The organism is Streptococcus ratti FA-1 = DSM 20564 (assembly GCF_000286075.1).
In the GTDB taxonomy this organism is placed as follows: Bacteria; Bacillota; Bacilli; order Lactobacillales; family Streptococcaceae; genus Streptococcus; species Streptococcus ratti.
The window spans coordinates 977,394-995,471 of record NZ_AJTZ01000005.1; the positions used below are offsets into that span (position 1 = coordinate 977,394).

Consider the following 18,078-nt stretch of genomic DNA (forward strand, 5'->3'; position numbering starts at 1 on the left):
CAACTCCTGTTAGTAGGTGCCCTCTTCTCCTTGGCTGGTAAGAATACGCGGTCCGTCTTTTGTAATAACAAACTGATGTTCATATTGGCAGGAAAGGCCTCCGTCCAACGTTTTGTGAGCCCAGCCTGTCTGCATATCGGTGTCAATTTCCCAAGTTCCCGTATTAATCATGGGCTCAATTGTCAGCACCATTCCTTCCTTCAAGCGCAGACCGCGGCCAGCTCGGCCATAGTGGGGAACATTGGGCTCTTCATGCATAGTCGGACCGACACCGTGGCCGACTAAATCACGGACAACACCATAGCCAAAGCTCTCAGCATATTCCTGAATGGCCGCACCAATATCACCGATACGGTTGCCGACCACAGCTTTTTCAATTCCTCTGTAAAGGCATTCTTTAGTAACATCCATGAGTTTTTTGACTTCTTCAGAAACATTCCCGACAGCATAGGACCAGCAAGAATCAGCGATGCCGCCGCGAAAACTGTCTGTATATTTTTTGACTTCAGCAACATTATCAAAATTCAATTTTGACACATCCAAATCTTCCTTGGCAATAGGACCGCCAAGAACCATGTCAACTTTAAGAAGATCACCTTCCTTCAAAGTATAATGTCGCGGAAAAGCATGAGCCACCTCATCATTTAACCCGCAGCAGGTTGCATAGGGATAGTCCATAAAATGACCGTCTGCTCCAATTTGTAAGGGCAGGAAATTTTCTTCCTTGCAGCGCCTGCGGACATATTCTTCAATTTCCCACATGTCCAGTCCCGGCTTAATCAAATCACGCAAACCGATATGAATGCTGGCTAAAAAATCGCCGGCCTCATCCATGGCTTCAATTTCACGCGCTGATTTCAATGTAATCATGTTTTATTTAACTCCTTAGTTTTAATTCAATTTTGTCGTAACGACGGCTTTGGTAACAACCTGGCTGCCGTGGTAAATTTCAAAGTCAAGCGTCGCACTCCGTCGGTTTTCAGTGATAACCTTGGGCTGAATTTTCAGCAGGTCATCAATTTGAACGGCCTGTAAAAAGTATAACATCATTTGTTCAATAATGATATTCTTTTTATGCTTTTGCGTCAAGACGCGCATGGTGATATCCTTCAAAAATTCCGTTAAAACACCGTGCGCCAGATTTCCTGCCGGATCAATCATAGTCGGCTCCACCACAAATTGAAAGCCAGTTTTTTCCTCCTGCAGATTGGCGGTAATCTGTTCACTATAGGTATAAGTGCTGGTTCTTTGAAAATTTTGCAGGTTTTCCATTACCTGCCTGCGCGTGATAACTCCTAAAAGACTGTAGTCTTCCTTAACCACCGGCAGCATATCATAATCTTCAAAAATCATTTTTTGGCTGATATTGGCCAGACTAAGTGTCGGTTTTGCAACTACAGGATTTTTAGTCATCAGCTGATTAAGAATCACATTGGGATCCTTGCCCGCTACATCTCTCATACTGATAACACCGACAACCATATTATGGCTGTTGATGACCGGATAGCGCACATGGTTGGTCTTTTTAATCAGATTGTTATAGTCTTTGACGGTGTCTGTGTCGTGCAGAAAGCCATGATAAATCTTTTCCTCATAAACTTCTTCAACGGTCTTAATATCAGTCTTGATGCGAACATTGGAAAGAGCTTGATTGATAAGTGTGGCAACGGTAAAAGTATCATAGTTAGATATCATAACTGGAATTCCCAGCTGATTGGACGTTTCACGCACTCTTTCAGACACAGGAAAACCTCCTGTTACGAGGATTGCGTTCTTATTTTGCAGAGCCAAAAGCTGAATATTTTCGCGGTCTCCGACAATCAAAAGACCATCCTTGGTCAGATAGCGGTGAATATTGTCAATGGTCATGGCACCGATAGAAAACTTGCTGAATTCATGGCTGAGTCCAGATTGGCCAGAGACACCTTCTGACTCGCTGATATTGGCAATTTCCTTGTAAGTCAGCTTATTTAAGCGCACACGCACCTTTTTTTCAACACGAATAGTCCCGCTGCGCGGCCGAGTCTCAACAATTCCGCGGTTTTCAGCTTCTTTAATAGCCCGATAGGCAGTCCCGTCACTAACTTTCAAATGATTTGAAATGCTTCTGACACTGACGCGTTTGCCGATGGCCAGATTTTCCAAATATTCTAAAATATCTTGATGCTTACTCATCTGTCTTCTCACCTATCCTTCGTTCATATCTTAAATAATCACGCATCTTATGAGTGTAGCGGTCGCTTCCTTTAAACTGTTTGACCAAACTAAAACCGGCTTTTTCTGCTACTCTGGCACTGGCTGCATTCTCCTTATGAATAACAATCTGCAGCAGCTTTAAATCAAATTCCTGAAAGGCCAGAAAAACCAGATTTTTGAGAGCCTCAGTTGTCAGTCCCTGTCCCCAGTAATCCTTATGCAAAAAATAGCCAATCTCCGCCCTTTTAGCCGTCACATCAAGTTTATCAAAACGGATAGCTCCTATCATTTTATGATTTTCCTTGTGCTCTAGAGCCCAGACACCCAAAGGATTTTTCATAAAATAATGAACGAGCAAAAAATCACTCTCAGCCAGACTAGCCTGATGAGGGAAAATAAAAGGCAGATTCTGTTTATTCCCAGTTATTTCATAAAAATCTTTGTGATCTTTAAAGGCAAAGGGACGCATAAAAAGATGCTGGGTCTCAAATTCTGAAAAACGTCCTAACTGTGTCCATATATCCATATTGTTATATTACAGTTTTTCGAGCCAAGAGTCAAAGAAAAATGCAGGCTTTTTTAAGAATTTAAGGGTTATAAAATACTATAACAGTTGTTTAACTAAAAAGAAAAATGCTGTCTGAATTTTTTGGCAGACAGCTATCAATTTTCTAAAAGTCAAAGAAAAAAACGAGACAGTGCAGTTCTTAGCTGGCAGTCCTTGCTTATTTCCGTCTTTTCCATCAAAGAGCTCCCACAACCTTATGAGGCAGGTATTTCTCATCCAGATAAGCCATATCTTCATCAGTCAGTTTTAGATCAAAAGCACCCATGAAATCATCAAGGTATTTTTCCTTAGTAACACCTACAATTGGAGAATCCATACCCTTTTGCCAAAGCCAAGCTAGAGCAATCTGGGCACGCGTATGGTCATACTTATCAGCCAGTTCTGCAACACGTCTGACGATGGCCATATCCTCTCCCTCTGTGCTGTCGTATTTTGTTCTGGCAAAACTGTCCGTATGGCTGCGGGCAGTATCTGCATCCCAGTCGCGAACGACCCGCCCTGCTGCAAAAGGACTGTAAGGAGCTAAGCCGACACCGGAGTCCTTGCAAAACGGAATCATTTCTCTTTCGTCTTCGCGATAGAGCATATTATAGTGATTCTGCATAAGGGAAAACTTGGTCCAGCCGTTTTTCTCAGCAAGGTACTGAGCCTTTTGGAACTGCCAGGCATACATGGCTGATGCTCCCAGATAGCGAACCTTGCCGGAGCGCACCAAGTCATTAAGTGCGGACATGGTTTCTTCAATCGGTGTATTGTAATCCCAGCGATGAATATAAAGAATGTCAATATAATCCATCCCCAAGCGTTTAAGACTGGCTTCAGCCTGATTGAAAATAGCCTTGCGGGAGAGCCCTCTCGTATTGCGGCCTTCATGCTGGCCATCACCAAAGAAAAGTTTGGTTGCAAGAACAATCTCATCACGATCAGCAAAGTCGCGGATGGCCCGTCCCATAAATTCTTCGCTGGATCCCTGCGTATAGGTATTAGCCGTATCAAAAAAATTAATGCCTAAATCCAGCGCCTTTTTCATAATCTGCCGTGTTTTATTCTCATCTAAAACCCAACCTTGATGCTGACCGCCAAGGCGACGGTCGCCAAAGCTCATGCCGCCCAGACAGATTTTTGAAACTTCAAGCCCTGTCTTGCCCAATTTTGTATATTCCATGATCGTTTCCTCCGTTCTTCTATCAGCACTTTTATCCATTTTGACGAACAGCGGCTCTTTGTTTTTTTAGATGTGATAAAAGACTCAGCTTAAATAGTTATTCTGCCGCTTGTTTAACAAGGTTTTCTTCTAAAACTAAATTGTTTTCAGCCAGTTCTTAATGCTGAAAGGACTTGATAAAATCCTGCCTTGCGGTAGCCTAAGACCAGTCCACTGCTCCATCGCCCTTTGCGCATCATAGTAATCAGAACCGCCTGAGGTTGCAAAAGCAGCCACTGCTTTTCCTGTCAGATCAAGATCTTCAAGAACCGTACGGATAATCTTGGGAGGGATTCCCCACCAAATCGGATGACCGATGATAATTTGATCATAAAGAGTCAAATCCGGCAGAGTGCCGCGGTAAGCAGGACGGCTGTCTTCGTCCTTTTGTTCCTGATTGGCTCGGCAGTTTGCATTGGTCCAAGTCAAATCTGCTGCCGTATACTCTTTTGCAGGCAGTATTCGGTAAAGATCGGCTCCTAATTCCTGGGCCAGCATTTCTGCAACTTTTTTCGTGTTTCCGGTATTTGAAAAATAGAGAACAAGCGTCTTTGCCATAGCTTTTTCCTCCTTTGTTTAAGCTGCTTCCATTATAAACCTTGAAGTCAGCTCCAAGTCAAGTAAAATAAGTATTTAAACTTTTGAAAGATCAAAAAACTCTTTCTCCTGGGGTTCAGCCAAATTGGAAAAGTTTGAATTATTCAAGTTTTCTAGACAGACAGGCTTTGTCTCATAGATCGCAAAAAAATCTGGGATCAAAAACAATCCCAGATTTTTACATAGATTTTATTTTACAAACTATGCCAAATATCCTTGTCATATTGTTCAATGGTTCTGTCTGATGAGAAGAAACCAGCTTTGGCAATATTTTGAATCACTTTTTGATTCCATAAATCTTGGTCTTCATAATCTGCCAGCATTTCTTCTTTCTTAACAATGTATTCCTTCAAATCAATCAAGGTCATGAACCAATCTTTATTAATAAGTTCATGGTAAAGGCGTTCCAAGCGTTCTTTTTTACCCAAAGCAAGAATGGCATCACTAACAATGAAATCTACAGCCTCTTTGATAGCAGCATCATTAGTATAGTAGTCTTTAGAAACATAGCCTTGCTTATCGTAGAGATCAATAATAGTATCTGAATCCTTACCAAAAATGTAAATATTATCTGAACCAACCAGCTCAGCAATTTCCACATTGGCACCATCCATAGTACCCAGTGTCAAAGCACCATTAAGCATGAATTTCATGTTACCTGTACCGGAAGCTTCTTTGGAAGCCAAAGAAATTTGTTCTGAAATGTCAGTAGCTGGAATCAATTTTTCAGCCACAGTCACATTGTAATTTTCAACAAGGAAGACATTCAGATAAGGGCTGACCTCAGGATCGTTATTGATTAGTTCTGATAAACAAAGAATCAAATGAATGATGTCTTGGGCAATGGTATAGGCAGGCGCTGCCTTACCACCAAAGATAACGGTAATTTTGCGTTTTGGAAGATTGCCTTTTTTGATTTCCAGATATTTATGAATGACATAAAGAGCATTCATTTGCTGACGCTTATATTCGTGGAAACGCTTGATTTGCGTATCAATAATAGAATTTTCATCAAGATTGATGCCCTTATTTTCCTTAAGATAACGCTTGAGAGCCAATTTGTTGTTAAACTTGATTTTTGCTAACTGTTCATGAACAGTCTTATCATCCGCAAAGGCCAGCAACTTTTCAAGCTCAGTAGCATCTTCAAGATAACCGTCACCAATTAATTCTTTAATATAGGCTGCCAAATCTTGGTTGGCAAATTCCAGCCAGCGGCGGAAGGTGATCCCATTGGTCTTGTTATTGAATTTTTCTGGATAGATATCATAGAAAGGTTTTAATTCACTGTTTTTCAAAATTTCAGTATGAAGAGCAGCAACTCCGTTAACACTGGTTGAAAAATGAATATCCATATGAGCCATGTGAACACGGTCATCCCTGTCAATGATTTGAACAGCATCGTCCTTATACTCACTGCGAACAATACGGTCTAAATGCTCAATGATGGTTACCAAATGCGGCACGACTTCATTAAGATATTCCAAAGGCCATTTTTCAAGTGCTTCTGCCAGAATCGTATGATTCGTATAGCCAATCATGTTTTTAACGATGTCTACCGCTTCATAAAAGTCCAAACCATGCTTTTCATTCAAGAGACGAATAAGCTCTGGAATAACCATGGATGGATGAGTATCATTGATTTGCACATAAGCATAGTCAGCTAAATCATGCAGATTTGAGCCACGTTCGATAGCTTCGTCAATCAAGAGCTGAGCTGCATTGGAAACCATGAAATATTGCTGATAAATGCGCAGCAACTCACCATTTTTATCAGAGTCATCAGGATAAAGGAAAAGAGTAAGGTTCTTCTTAATCTCTGTCTTATCAAAAGTAATGCCGTCTTTAATCAAACCATAATCAAGTCCGTCAATATCAAAGAGATTAAGGTAATTTTTACTATCCTTGTGATAGCCCAAAATATCAATACGATCCAGTTTTGACTTGAGAGTAAAATCACGGAAAGGGATATCATAAGAAATGTCAGTCGGCACCAGCCAAGAATCGTCTTCAATCCAGTAATTCGGTTCAGCTTCCTGCTGATTATCACGAAAAACTTGTTTGAAGAGTCCGCAATGATAGTTGAGTCCTACACCTTCACCATTAATACCAAGCGTTGACATGGAGTCTATGAAGCAAGAAGCCAAGCGTCCCAAACCACCATTACCGAGTGATGGTTCTAATTCCACATCTTCTACTTGACTAATAGATTTGCCAGCTGCAGCTAATTCATCTTTAACTGTCTTATAAAGACCAAGATTAATCAAATTATTTGACAGCAATTTCCCGATTAAGAATTCAGCAGAAATATAATAAACCTTGCGTTTAGACGTATTTTTAGGTATATCTTTTGCCGCTTCTTTGACAAAATGCAAGAGTTGAACATAAATCTCTTTATTACTTAATTGTGATAATTCTTGACCAGTTTTTTCCTGAACGTAGTTAGTAAATTGTTTTTTTGTCATTTTCTTCATTTCCCCTTTGATAAAGTTTTGTTAATTTGCTTAAAAAATCTTTTTTATCTTTTGTTAAATCTTTTGCTCTCATACGCCATTGCCAATTACTGCCAATCGTTGATGGAGTATTCATCCTAGAACTGGATGGTTTATTAAGCAAATCCTGCATGGTCAAAATGGCGGTATTGCTAACAGTTGCAAAGAGCACCCGCAGCATAGCCTGATTGACCGGCTCAATTGGTTTGCGATGAGTATAGGCATCTACAAACTCTTCTTGTTCAACACTAAGACTGTCATACCAGCCGTTAACAACATCATTATCGTGAGTCCCAATATAAGCAACACTGTTAGGAGTATAATGATGAGGAATATCAATACTGTGGCCTGTCAAATCATAAAAACCAAATTCTAAAATTTTCATGCCAGGGAATCCTGTATCTTTTAAAAGCTGTCTTGCTCTGTCATCTACATAACCCAAATCTTCTGCAATAATGGGCAGATCTCCCAGGACATTTTGAACAGCTCTAAAAAGTGCTATACCGGGACCCGGCTGCCATCTGCCCTTCTTAGCAGTCTTGGAATCACCCTCAATTTCCCAATAATCTGAGAAACCTTTAAAGTGATCTATCCGCAAAATATCATAAATTTTGAAACTTTCTTGAATACGGTAAATCCACCAAGCAAAACCCGTTTCACGATGGCTCTTCCAATCATAAATAGGATTTCCCCAAAGCTGACCATCATCACTGAATTCATCTGGCGGACAGCCTGCAACAAACAAGGGCTCTAAATCTACATCCATCTTGAAGAGTTCAGGCATCGTCCAAACCTCAACACTGTCCTTAGCTACATAGATAGGCATATCTCCGATGATTTTTATATTTTTCTTATTAGCATAGGCTTTCAGTAACAGCCATTGCTTAAAGAAGAAATATTGGGTTACTTTATAATAGTTAATCTCATCAGCTAAGAGACGGCGATAGTGTACGAGCCTCTCCTCATCACGCCGAATAGCTTTTTTGTCCCCCCACTCTTGCAGGCCCTTGTGACCAAAATGCTCCTTGATTGCCATAAATTCTGAGTAATCATCAAGCCAAGTATCATTTTCTTTTTCAAACTTAGCAAGTACTTTGATATTAGCTTCATCTGCTAAGAAATTAGCAACAGCCTTTTCTAAAATAGGACGGCGCACTTTAAACAAAAGCGCATAATCAACTGCTTCTTCATTGTCACCAAACGAAACAGTGTTATAATCTTCCTCCTTCAATAAGCCATCTTCTCGCAGCTTATCAAAATCAATGAAGTTAACATTACCCGCAACAGCAGAAAAAGACTGATAGGGAGAATCTCCGTAACTGGTAGTTGTTAAAGGAAGGAGCTGCCAGTAAGTCTGACCTGTTTCTTCTAGAAAATCAACAAAGTCATAGGCAGGCTGTCCAAAAGTACCTATCCCAAATTTTCCCGGAAGAGAGCTGATATGCATCAATACACCGCTTGCACGTTTTTCCATAGTTTTCTCCTGATTTCTTTGTTTCTAAAAAAAGTATAGCGCAAACGTTTGCACAAGTCAAGGATTTTTTGCAAAAAAATAAAAAGCTAGAAATTAAAGTACTGTAATCTCTAACTTTAGAAGGCAGTTAACCCTATTTTCAATATAAAATTTTTTAGTGAACATTTAAAGAATATTTCCTTATGCGCCAGAAAAGCGAGTTTTTCTCCTCCCGGCAGTTCAAAGACCTTGGCTTACATCTTAGGAAGGCAGTTCTATATATCACCACCCCTTCCTATCCTTGTAAGGAAGGTTTTAGCAAAAGACTTTGCCTTCAGTCTCAGGCGAACTTAAAGCAGCATAAGCTCTAGCCTTTTTTAAGATTACGAACACTCTCGCGTTCTTTTAAAGTAAAAGGGACTAGAACCCTTTGATTACCTGACTGATCTTCGCGAATCTTCTCCAGCAGGTAGGATAAACTCGTTCTCCCTAAACGATTAACATTAATATCAAATGTTGTTAAATAAGGATGCAAAATAGTTGCATAGCTAGAATTATTGAAAGAAACAATAGATATATCATCTGGTACTGTTATATTATAATAAGATAAGAATTGAATGATCCTAAGAGAGACGACATCACCAATAATAAGAAGAGCCGTTATCTTTTCTCTCTGAATTTTTTCAATAAAAGCTTCTAATATCGCCGCTTGTTTAGAATCAAAGAGAGCGCTATCATAGGATGTTAAGCCTAATGCCTGCATTCCTTTCTGATAGCCCTTAAAACGCTCAGTATAGATATCACTTTTTTGATCATTGGTAACAAATAGGATGCGTTCATGCCCTTTTTGATTAAGGTAATCCACGGCAGTCTTAGCCATCAATTGATTATCATTATCAATATAAGTCGTTTCATTTTCATAGCCGACTGGGGCACCGATAACAACAAAAGGAATCTTATTCTTTATTAGGTACTGACGTACAGGATCCTTTCTTTCCGAGTAGAGAACAATAAAACCATCAACGCGTCTTTGTCGGTACATCAGCTCTACCTGATTTTTCAAATCGTTTAGAGTGTCACTGGTCGCAATTGAAACCGTAAATTTGTTACGACTTGCTTCATCATTAATAGCAGTTAAAATTTCCATAAAGAAGGGCTCATTTAAGCGATCTGGACTCGTTAAAGGCGGCAAAACGACACCTACACAATCAGTCAAACCGCTAGCTAACATTTGAGCAGCCAGATTAGGCACATAACCTAAATCCGCCATAGCCTGTTTAACCCTATCTTTTGTTTTTTGTGAAATGGAAGAATTATTTTTCAAAACTCGGCTGACAGTGGAAGGATTGACACCGGCTTCTTTTGCGACATCTTTAATAGTAACCATTTGATTGTCCTTTGTACTCTAGTAAGTCTATTTTACAATAGTTCCCTGCCGCTTGCAAGATTAGTAAAATTCTTACACATTTCGAGAATCAGGTACCAGCTTTAATACCTTATCAAATAGCTTTCGAATGCTTACATTGCTATTTTATAAAAGATTTGCTTTTATATTCCCAAGCATGACTATTGGAGCGCAGAATTGATCTCTGCACTGTTCGTCCTACTAGCTAAAATAGCAAGAAAAATAACCTATTATGACTTAGTTGCTGACTGAAGGCAAAGTCTTTTGCTAAGACCTTCCTTGCAGGGTAGGAAGGGGCGGTGATATATAGAACTGCCTTCCTAAGATGTAAGCCAAGGTCTTTGAACTGCCGGGAGGAGAAAAACTCGCTTTCCTGCCACATAAGGGAATGCTCTTTAAATATCAGAGCTTAAAAAATTTTAAAAAAAGACTTGACATTTTTTGCAAACGGTTGCATAATAATTGTTGTAAGAAAAATTACAAAAAAGTTTCAGGAGGAAGCAGCTATGAAAACATGGCAAAAATTAGTCGTCGGTGGTGCGAGTCTTGCGCTTGCAAGCAGCATTCTCGTTGCCTGTGGATCAAAGGATTCCAAATCAAGCGGAGCGGATCCAAAAACAATAAAACTCTGGGTGCCAACAGGAGCTAAAAAGTCTTATGAAGGCATTGTCCAAAAATTTGAAAAGGATTCTAATTACAAGGTTAAGGTTATCGAATCTGAAGATCCTAAAGCTCAAGAAAAAATTAAGAAAGACCCTAGCACTGCTGCAGATGTCTTTTCACTGCCGCATGATCAGTTAGGGCAATTAATTGATTCTGGTGTTATTCAGGAAATTCCTGAAAAATATTCAAAAGAAATTGCTAAAAATGAAACTGAACAGGCTGTTGCGGGGGCTCAATACAAGGGTAAAACTTATGCTTTTCCTTTTGGCATTGAATCGCAAGTGCTTTACTATAACAAAACTAAATTGTCAGCTGACGATGTCACATCTTATGAAACCATTACCAGCAAGGCTACTTTCGGAGCAAAATTCAAACAAGTCAATGCCTATGCAACTGCACCTCTATTCTTGTCAGTAGGAGATACAATCTTTGGTAAAGATGGCGAAGATGCCGCAGGAACTAACTGGGGAAATGATGCTGGTGTTTCTGTCCTTAAATGGATAGCTGCTCAAAAAGACAACAAAGGTTTTGTCAACTTAGACGATAATAATGTCATGTCTAAATTTGGTGATGGTTCCGTAGCTTCCTTTGAATCAGGCCCTTGGGATTATGAAGCTGCACAAAAAGCTATCGGTAAAGATAAACTAGGTGTCGCTGTTTATCCAAAAATTAATATCAATGGTCAAGAAGTTCAGCAAAAAGCTTTCTTGGGAGTTAAGCTCTATGCTGTTAACCAAGCTCCTTCAAAAGGAAATACAAAACGTATTGCCGCTAGCTATAAATTAGCTTCTTATTTAACAAGTGCGGAAAGTCAAGAAAATCAATTTAAAACACAAGGACGTAACATTATTCCGTCTAATAAAACGGTTCAAAGCTCTGATGCCGTTCAAAAAAATGAACTAGCTCAGGCTGTTATCAAGATGGGTTCTTCTTCAGATTATACTAGTGTTATGCCTAAACTAAATCAAATGACAACATTTTGGACTGAAAGCGCAGCAATCCTTAGTGATACTTATAATGGAAAAATTAAGGAAAGTGATTACCTTGCTAAATTAAAACAATTTGATAAAGATTTAGCAGCTGCTAAATAAAACATTATAAGTGAGGGGAGATAAATCTCCTCACTTATTCTTTTAGCTAAATGAAATAATACAGCAAAGGAGATAAACATGATTAATTCATCTTCTCATGATCAGGTATCTGTACTTGAAGCCTTTAAAAAAGGAAAAGCAGATATCAAATTATCGTTTCTTATCATGGGATTTGCCAATTTAATGAATAAGCAATTTATAAAAGGAAGTCTCTTTCTTTTAAGTGAATTAGCTTTTCTAATTGCTTTTGTTACACAGGTTATTCCAGCCTTCTCAGGTTTGATAACTCTTGGCACCAAAACACAAGGGATGCAAGAAAAAATTGTAGACGGTGTTAAAATGCAAGTTGCCGTTGAAGGCGATAATTCTATGCTCATGCTAATCTTTGGCTTGGCATCATTGATCTTTTGTTTCGTTTTCGCTTACATATATTGGTGCAATCTTAAAAGTGCCAGAAATCTTTATGTTATTAAGAAGGAAGGGCGTCACATTCCATCTTTCAAAGAAGACTTTATGACCTTGGCGAATGGACGTTTTCACATGACCTTAATGGCTGTTCCTTTGACTGGTATCCTTCTTTTTACCATCTTGCCACTTGTCTATATGATCTGTCTAGCCTTTACCAACTATGATCATAATCACCTTCCTCCTAAATCACTTTTTGATTGGGTGGGGCTTGCTAACTTTGGCAATGTTTTAAATGGCCGTATGGCTGGAACCTTCTTCCCTGTTCTTTCTTGGACCCTTATATGGGCTGTTTTTGCAACTGTGACCAATTTTCTTTTTGGAGTCATTCTGGCTCTTATCATCAATGCTAAAGGTCTAAAATTGAAAAAGATGTGGCGGACTATTTTTGTTATTACTATCGCCGTCCCTCAATTTATTTCACTTTTGCTAATGAGAAACTTTCTCAATGACCAGGGTCCCCTCAATGCTTTTCTAGAAAAAATTGGACTGATTTCACATTCTCTGCCATTTTTATCCGATCCCACTTGGGCTAAATTTTCAATTATCTTCGTTAATATGTGGGTTGGTATTCCTTTTACTATGTTAATTGCAACAGGAATTATTATGAACCTTCCAAGCGAACAAATTGAAGCTGCAGAAATCGATGGCGCAAGCAAGTTCCAAATTTTTAAATCGATCACTTTTCCCCAGATTCTCTTAATTATGATGCCGTCTTTAATCCAGCAATTTATCGGAAATATCAATAATTTTAACGTTATCTACCTCCTTACGCAAGGGGGCCCAACTAACTCAAAATTTTATCAAGCTGGCAGTACCGACTTACTGGTTACCTGGCTTTATAAATTAACCGTCAATGCTGCAGACTACAACTTAGCTTCTGTTATCGGTATCTTCATTTTTGCCATCTCAGCTATTTTTAGTCTTTTAGCTTATACTCGCACAGCATCATACAAGGAAGGAGCTGTTAAATAATGAAACGAAAAAAACGTCTTCAGCTCGGTTTGATTTATGCCTTATTAGTTTTCTTATCTCTCATTTGGCTTTTTCCTATCATTTGGGTCATCTTAACCAGTTTTCGCGGTGAAGGTACAGCCTATGTTCCTTATTTTATTCCTAAAACATGGACTTTAGATAATTATATTAAACTGTTTACCAACTCTTCTTTTCCATTTGGACGCTGGTTTTTAAATACATTGGTAGTTTCAATAGCTACTTGTATCCTTTCAACATTTATTACCGTAGCAATGGCTTATTCGCTTAGCCGCATTAAATTTAAACATCGTAATGGTTTCTTAAAATTAGCCCTTGTTCTTAACATGTTTCCGGGGTTTATGAGCATGATTGCTGTTTATTATATTCTAAAAGCACTCAGTCTCACTCAAACATTAACCTCATTAGTTTTTGTCTATTCATCAGGAGCCGCTTTAACCTTTTATATTGCTAAGGGATTTTTTGACACTATTCCTTATTCACTAGATGAATCAGCTATGATTGATGGTGCAACACGTAAAGACATTTTCTTAAAAATTACTTTGCCGCTGTCTAAACCCATCATTGTTTACACTGCCCTTCTAGCATTTATTGGTCCTTGGATTGACTTTATTTTTGCTCAGGTTATTCTCGGTGATGCTACCAGCAAGTATACAGTAGCTATCGGTCTCTTCTCTATGCTTCAAGCCGATACTATCAATACTTGGTTCATGGCTTTTGCTGCAGGTTCTGTATTGATTGCCATTCCAATCACCATACTCTTCATTTTTATGCAAAAATATTATGTTGAAGGCATTACTGGCGGATCTGTTAAATAAAAAATAAGGAAGTATATTATGACAACTTTAAAACTTGATAAGATTTACAAAAAATACCCCAATAGTACTCACTATTCTGTCGAAGATTTTAATCTTGACATTAAAGATAAAGAATTTATCGTTTTTGTTGGACCTTCAGGCTGCGGTAAATCAACTACACTTCGTATGATTGCCGGTCTAGAAGATATCACCGAAGGTAACTTCTATATTGATGATAAGCTAATGAATGATGAAGCGCCAAAAGACCGCGATATTGCCATGGTTTTTCAAAACTATGCTCTTTATCCACATATGAGCGTTTACGACAATATGGCTTTTGGTTTAAAACTTCGCAAATATAAAAAAGATGAAATTGACAAGCGTGTGCGGGAAGCTGCTGAAATTCTTGGACTGACAGAATTCCTTGAAAGAAAACCAGCTGATCTTTCTGGAGGTCAGCGCCAGCGGGTGGCCATGGGACGCGCCATTGTTCGAGATGCTAAGGTATTCTTGATGGATGAACCACTGTCAAACTTAGACGCTAAGCTCCGTGTTTCCATGCGGGCAGAAATTGCAAAAATTCATCAGCGCATCGGAGCCACAACGATCTATGTTACCCATGATCAAACAGAAGCCATGACCTTAGCAGATCGTATCGTTATCATGAGTGCCACTCCAAATCCAGATAAGACTGGTTCTATCGGCCGTATTGAACAAATTGGAACACCTCAAGAACTCTACAATGAACCTGCTAATAAATTTGTAGCTGGTTTTATAGGAAGCCCTGCTATGAACTTCTTTGAAGTGACTGTTGAAAAAGGGCGCTTAGTTAATCAAGATGGTCTTAGCCTTGCCCTACCTCAGGGACAAGAAAAAATTCTTGAAAAACAAGGTTACCTAGGCAAAAAAGTTATTTTTGGAATCCGTCCAGAGGACATTTCAAGTGAACAGATTGTTCATGATACTTTCCCAAATGCTGATGTGACAGCTGAAGTTTTAGTGTCAGAACTACTAGGTAATGAAACAATCCTCTATGTTAAATTAGCTAATACTGAGTTTACTGCCCGTGTGAATGCCAGAGACTCTCATAATCCTGGTGAACACGTTAAATTAACCTTTAACGTTGCTAAAGGACATTTCTTTGACTTGAAAACTGAACAACATATCCAATAAGTTAAAAAGAACTGTTTTCTTATTCTATACAAAAAAGCATATCACTAAATTTTCCTTTAATTTAGTTAGATATGCTTTTTTTGTCTAAATATAGCATACAAGCCTATAAAAATAAGGCCCTTTAAGACCTTTATTCTTCAACAATTCGAATGTCTGCTCCGAGATTTCTTAATTTTTGAATGATATCAGAATAACCTCGGAGAATAAATTCAATGTTGGTAATGACTGTTTGACCTTTTGCCATCAGTCCCGCTGTAACAAGTGCTGCGCCTGCACGTAAGTCAGTTGCCTTAACAGGAGCACCTGTCAATTCATTTGGGCCTTCATAAACAATTTGACCGCCTAAAACAGAAATCTTCGCCCCCATTCGTGCCAATTCAGCCACATGGTTAACACGCTTTTCGTAGATGGTATCGCGGATATTGCCACGCCCCTCAGCGGTTAAGAGCAAAGGAGTGATAGGCTGCTGCAAATCCGTTGCAAAACCAGGGTAGGGAGACGTTTTAAGCGACACAGCTTTTAGTCCTCCTTGCTTTTCCACAAAAATACTGTCTTCTTCGATAGTCATGCGCACGCCCATTTCTTCTAATTTTGAAATGAAACTCTCTAAATGTTCATAAAGAACATTAGTGATTTTAACACCCTCACCGATAGCAGCTGCCATAGCAATGTAAGTCCCTGCTTCAATGCGGTCAGGAATGACCTGATGGCGTGTCCCGTGCAGTTTTTCAACACCTTCAATCGTAATAATATCAGTACCTGCACCGCGGATACGAGCTCCCATATTGTTTAAAAGGGTCGCAATATCAATGATTTCTGGTTCCCGCGCAGCATTTTCAATCACAGTACGGCCTTGCGCCTTACTGGCAGCAATCATGGTATTGATCGTTGCACCGACACTGACAGTATCCATATAAATATGGGCACCTTTAAGGGGCTTGCCTTCAGTTGATAAACGCATAGCTTCGCCTTCATAGGAAACGGTTGCTCCCATGGCCTCAAAGGCTTTCAAATGTAAATCAATAGGACGAGGACCTAAGTCACAGCCACCCGGAAGACCGACAACCGCTTGACCGAAGCGTCCCAGCAGACTGCTGTAGAAATAATATGAGGCTCTCAAACTATTGATTTTACCATAAGGCATGGGAATATCTTTCACACCGCGAGGGTCAATCTTAAGACTGTCCTCCTCTCGCTCAACGCTGGCTCCCATCAAAGTCATAATATCAATAAGACTGTCCACGTCACTGATAGACGGTACCCCATCCAGCGTTACAATATCATCTGCTAAAATAATGGCTGGAATCAGGGCGACAACACTATTTTTAGCACCTGAGACAGCAACTTCCCCCTTTAGGGATTTTCCACCATTAATGACAATTTTTCTCATACAAACAAAACTTTCTTAATATAGAATCCTAACCAAATTATTTTATCACATATCAGATAACATTTCAATCCAACTTAGCTGTAACATTCTAATCTCTAGCAGTTAAAGTACAAAAAAAGTGGACTGATCCACTTTTAATCTAGACCTGAACAGCTTCTTTCAAAGCTTCAGTTTTATCAAGTTTTTCCCATGGAAGGTCAATATCCCTACGGCCAACATGCCCATATGCAGCTGTCTGACGGTAAATAGGCCGTTTAAGGTCAAGCATTTTGATAATCCCTGCCGGACGCAAATCAAAAATCTGACGCACTGCCTGCTCAAGTTTACTTTCTGCGACAGTAGATGTTCCAAAAGTATCAACACGAATGGAAACAGGCTGGGCAACACCAATGGCGTAAGCCAGCTGAACTTCTGCTTTCTTAGCTAAACCAGCTGCAACAATATTTTTAGCGATATAGCGCGCTGCATAGGAAGCCGAACGGTCAACCTTTGTCGCGTCTTTACCAGAGAAAGCACCGCCGCCATGACGGGCATAGCCGCCATAAGTATCGACGATAATCTTACGGCCTGTCAAACCAGAATCCCCTTGAGGGCCGCCGATAACAAAGCGCCCAGTCGGATTAATCAAATATTTAGTCCTGTCATCTAAATATTTTTCTGGAATAACCGCCTTAATGACTTTTTCTATAACATCCTGATGAATCTCTTCATTGCTGGCTTCGGGATCATGCTGCGTTGAAATGACAACAGTATCAACACGAACGGGTTTATCATTTTCATCATATTCAACGGTTACTTGTGATTTCGCATCTGGACGAAGATAGGCAATCTCCCCAGATTTACGCAAATCAGCCAATTTTTTCACCAATTTATGAGAAAGTGAAATCGGTAAGGGCATGAGTTCCGGTGTTTCATCAACAGCAAAACCAAACATAAGCCCTTGGTCACCAGCACCAATCAAATCCAGAGCATCTTGCTCATTATGACCGCGAACTTCCAGCGCTTCATTGACTCCCTGAGCAATATCCGGAGACTGCTCTACCAATGACGGATGCACCCCAACTGTTTCTGCTGAGAAACCGTAATCGGTATCTGTATAACCAATCTCAGCAATAGTATCACGTACTATACGATTAATGTCCACATAGGCTTTGGTCGAAATTTCACCAAAAACATGCACAGATCCTGTATAAACAACCGTTTCAGCGGCCACATGGGCATCGGGATCCTGTGCTAAAATCGCATCTAAAATAGCGTCTGAAATCTGATCGGCAATCTTATCGGGATGCCCCTCCGATACCGATTCAGACGTAAACAGTTTACGTTCTGACATAAAATGTCCCCCTTTTAATAAAAATAAGTGCAATGAATCTTGTTGATAATTTAATTGTAAAAACAAAACGACTATCTTCTTGATTCCATTACTTTTACAGAGAAATAAAAAAGATTTTTTCCATTTCTCTTAATGATATCGCAAGAAAACCTATGTCTGTTGATCCTAACGAGTTACGATACCACAAGCTAAAATTCGATTTTATTTTTGGCTTGGGGCTAATAAGCCGCTTAGGAAAAATCCCATAGAATTTTCCGT

General features: G+C 39.5%; 14 protein-coding genes. 4 read left to right on the forward strand and 10 right to left on the reverse strand.

Translation table 11 applies throughout. The features are described from left to right. Positions 1-9 precede the first annotated feature (9 nt). From SRA_RS06610 to SRA_RS06645, 8 genes are all read right to left on the reverse strand, one after another. Positions 10-870 carry a methionyl aminopeptidase gene (locus SRA_RS06610; RefSeq protein WP_003089008.1) on the reverse strand — a complete coding sequence of 287 codons (861 nt, stop codon included), beginning with the start codon at positions 868-870 and terminating at the stop codon, positions 10-12. 21 nt (positions 871-891) lie between these two features. Beyond that, positions 892-2,175 carry a CBS-HotDog domain-containing transcription factor SpxR gene (spxR, locus tag SRA_RS06615; RefSeq protein WP_003089010.1) on the reverse strand — a complete coding sequence of 428 codons (1,284 nt, stop codon included), beginning with the start codon at positions 2,173-2,175 and terminating at the stop codon, positions 892-894. Next, a complete protein-coding gene (locus tag SRA_RS06620; protein ID WP_003089013.1) occupies positions 2,168-2,722 on the reverse strand; it encodes a GNAT family N-acetyltransferase in 555 nt (184 codons plus the stop codon). Before SRA_RS06620 ends, spxR begins: the two co-directional genes overlap by 8 nt. Positions 2,723-2,939: 217 nt before the next feature. After that, positions 2,940-3,929, reverse strand: coding sequence for an aldo/keto reductase (locus tag SRA_RS06625; RefSeq protein ID WP_003089016.1), 990 nt, complete (start codon positions 3,927-3,929; stop codon positions 2,940-2,942). 135 nt (positions 3,930-4,064) lie between these two features. Continuing rightward, positions 4,065-4,526: a flavodoxin gene (locus tag SRA_RS06630; protein ID WP_003089018.1), complete on the reverse strand. Its 462-nt coding sequence runs from the start codon at positions 4,524-4,526 to the stop codon at positions 4,065-4,067. Between the two features lie 233 nt (positions 4,527-4,759). Next, the gene (gene glgP / locus SRA_RS06635) at positions 4,760-7,030 is read right to left on the reverse strand and encodes a glycogen/starch/alpha-glucan family phosphorylase (RefSeq protein ID WP_003089021.1); all 2,271 of its coding nucleotides are present in this window, start codon (positions 7,028-7,030) and stop codon (positions 4,760-4,762) included. Next, positions 7,008-8,531: a 4-alpha-glucanotransferase gene (malQ, locus tag SRA_RS06640; RefSeq protein WP_003089024.1), complete on the reverse strand. Its 1,524-nt coding sequence runs from the start codon at positions 8,529-8,531 to the stop codon at positions 7,008-7,010. The genes glgP and malQ overlap by 23 nt, the downstream gene beginning before the upstream one ends. 346 nt (positions 8,532-8,877) lie before the next feature. After that, entirely contained in the window at positions 8,878-9,897 is a 1,020-nt protein-coding gene (locus tag SRA_RS06645; protein ID WP_003089026.1) for a LacI family DNA-binding transcriptional regulator, read from the reverse strand. 524 nt (positions 9,898-10,421) lie between these two features. Here SRA_RS06645 and SRA_RS06650 point away from each other — a divergent pair. The 4 genes from SRA_RS06650 (at position 10,422) to SRA_RS06665 (ending at position 15,097) form a co-directional block, all read left to right on the forward strand. After that, positions 10,422-11,669 carry an extracellular solute-binding protein gene (locus SRA_RS06650; RefSeq protein ID WP_003089030.1) on the forward strand — a complete coding sequence of 416 codons (1,248 nt, stop codon included), beginning with the start codon at positions 10,422-10,424 and terminating at the stop codon, positions 11,667-11,669. A gap of 78 nt (positions 11,670-11,747) precedes the next feature. After that, positions 11,748-13,109 carry a carbohydrate ABC transporter permease gene (locus SRA_RS06655; RefSeq protein WP_003089032.1) on the forward strand — a complete coding sequence of 454 codons (1,362 nt, stop codon included), beginning with the start codon at positions 11,748-11,750 and terminating at the stop codon, positions 13,107-13,109. Further along, the gene (locus tag SRA_RS06660) at positions 13,109-13,945 is read left to right on the forward strand and encodes a sugar ABC transporter permease (RefSeq protein WP_003089034.1); all 837 of its coding nucleotides are present in this window, start codon (positions 13,109-13,111) and stop codon (positions 13,943-13,945) included. Before SRA_RS06655 ends, SRA_RS06660 begins: the two co-directional genes overlap by 1 nt. A gap of 18 nt (positions 13,946-13,963) precedes the next feature. Further along, the gene (locus tag SRA_RS06665) at positions 13,964-15,097 is read left to right on the forward strand and encodes an ABC transporter ATP-binding protein (RefSeq protein WP_003089036.1); all 1,134 of its coding nucleotides are present in this window, start codon (positions 13,964-13,966) and stop codon (positions 15,095-15,097) included. 130 nt (positions 15,098-15,227) lie between these two features. Here SRA_RS06665 and murA read toward each other — a convergent pair whose 3' ends face one another. Further along, positions 15,228-16,487, reverse strand: coding sequence for a UDP-N-acetylglucosamine 1-carboxyvinyltransferase (gene murA / locus SRA_RS06670; RefSeq protein ID WP_003089037.1), 1,260 nt, complete (start codon positions 16,485-16,487; stop codon positions 15,228-15,230). A 139-nt stretch (positions 16,488-16,626) separates the two neighbouring features. Next, positions 16,627-17,820, reverse strand: a complete 1,194-nt coding sequence (gene metK, locus SRA_RS06675; protein ID WP_003089039.1) for a methionine adenosyltransferase — start codon at positions 17,818-17,820, stop codon at positions 16,627-16,629. Between the last annotated feature and the right edge of the window lie 258 nt (positions 17,821-18,078).

Coding starts and splice junctions, on each gene's coding strand:
- SRA_RS06610 (WP_003089008.1), bottom strand. CDS start 870: ATGATTACATTGAAATCAGCGCGTGAAATTGAAGCCATGGATGAGGCC.
- spxR (WP_003089010.1), bottom strand. CDS start 2,175: ATGAGTAAGCATCAAGATATTTTAGAATATTTGGAAAATCTGGCCATC.
- SRA_RS06620 (WP_003089013.1), bottom strand. CDS start 2,722: ATGGATATATGGACACAGTTAGGACGTTTTTCAGAATTTGAGACCCAG.
- SRA_RS06625 (WP_003089016.1), bottom strand. CDS start 3,929: ATGGAATATACAAAATTGGGCAAGACAGGGCTTGAAGTTTCAAAAATC.
- SRA_RS06630 (WP_003089018.1), bottom strand. CDS start 4,526: ATGGCAAAGACGCTTGTTCTCTATTTTTCAAATACCGGAAACACGAAA.
- glgP (WP_003089021.1), bottom strand. CDS start 7,030: ATGACAAAAAAACAATTTACTAACTACGTTCAGGAAAAAACTGGTCAA.
- malQ (WP_003089024.1), bottom strand. CDS start 8,531: ATGGAAAAACGTGCAAGCGGTGTATTGATGCATATCAGCTCTCTTCCG.
- SRA_RS06645 (WP_003089026.1), bottom strand. CDS start 9,897: ATGGTTACTATTAAAGATGTCGCAAAAGAAGCCGGTGTCAATCCTTCC.
- SRA_RS06650 (WP_003089030.1), top strand. CDS start 10,422: ATGAAAACATGGCAAAAATTAGTCGTCGGTGGTGCGAGTCTTGCGCTT.
- SRA_RS06655 (WP_003089032.1), top strand. CDS start 11,748: ATGATTAATTCATCTTCTCATGATCAGGTATCTGTACTTGAAGCCTTT.
- SRA_RS06660 (WP_003089034.1), top strand. CDS start 13,109: ATGAAACGAAAAAAACGTCTTCAGCTCGGTTTGATTTATGCCTTATTA.
- SRA_RS06665 (WP_003089036.1), top strand. CDS start 13,964: ATGACAACTTTAAAACTTGATAAGATTTACAAAAAATACCCCAATAGT.
- murA (WP_003089037.1), bottom strand. CDS start 16,487: ATGAGAAAAATTGTCATTAATGGTGGAAAATCCCTAAAGGGGGAAGTT.
- metK (WP_003089039.1), bottom strand. CDS start 17,820: ATGTCAGAACGTAAACTGTTTACGTCTGAATCGGTATCGGAGGGGCAT.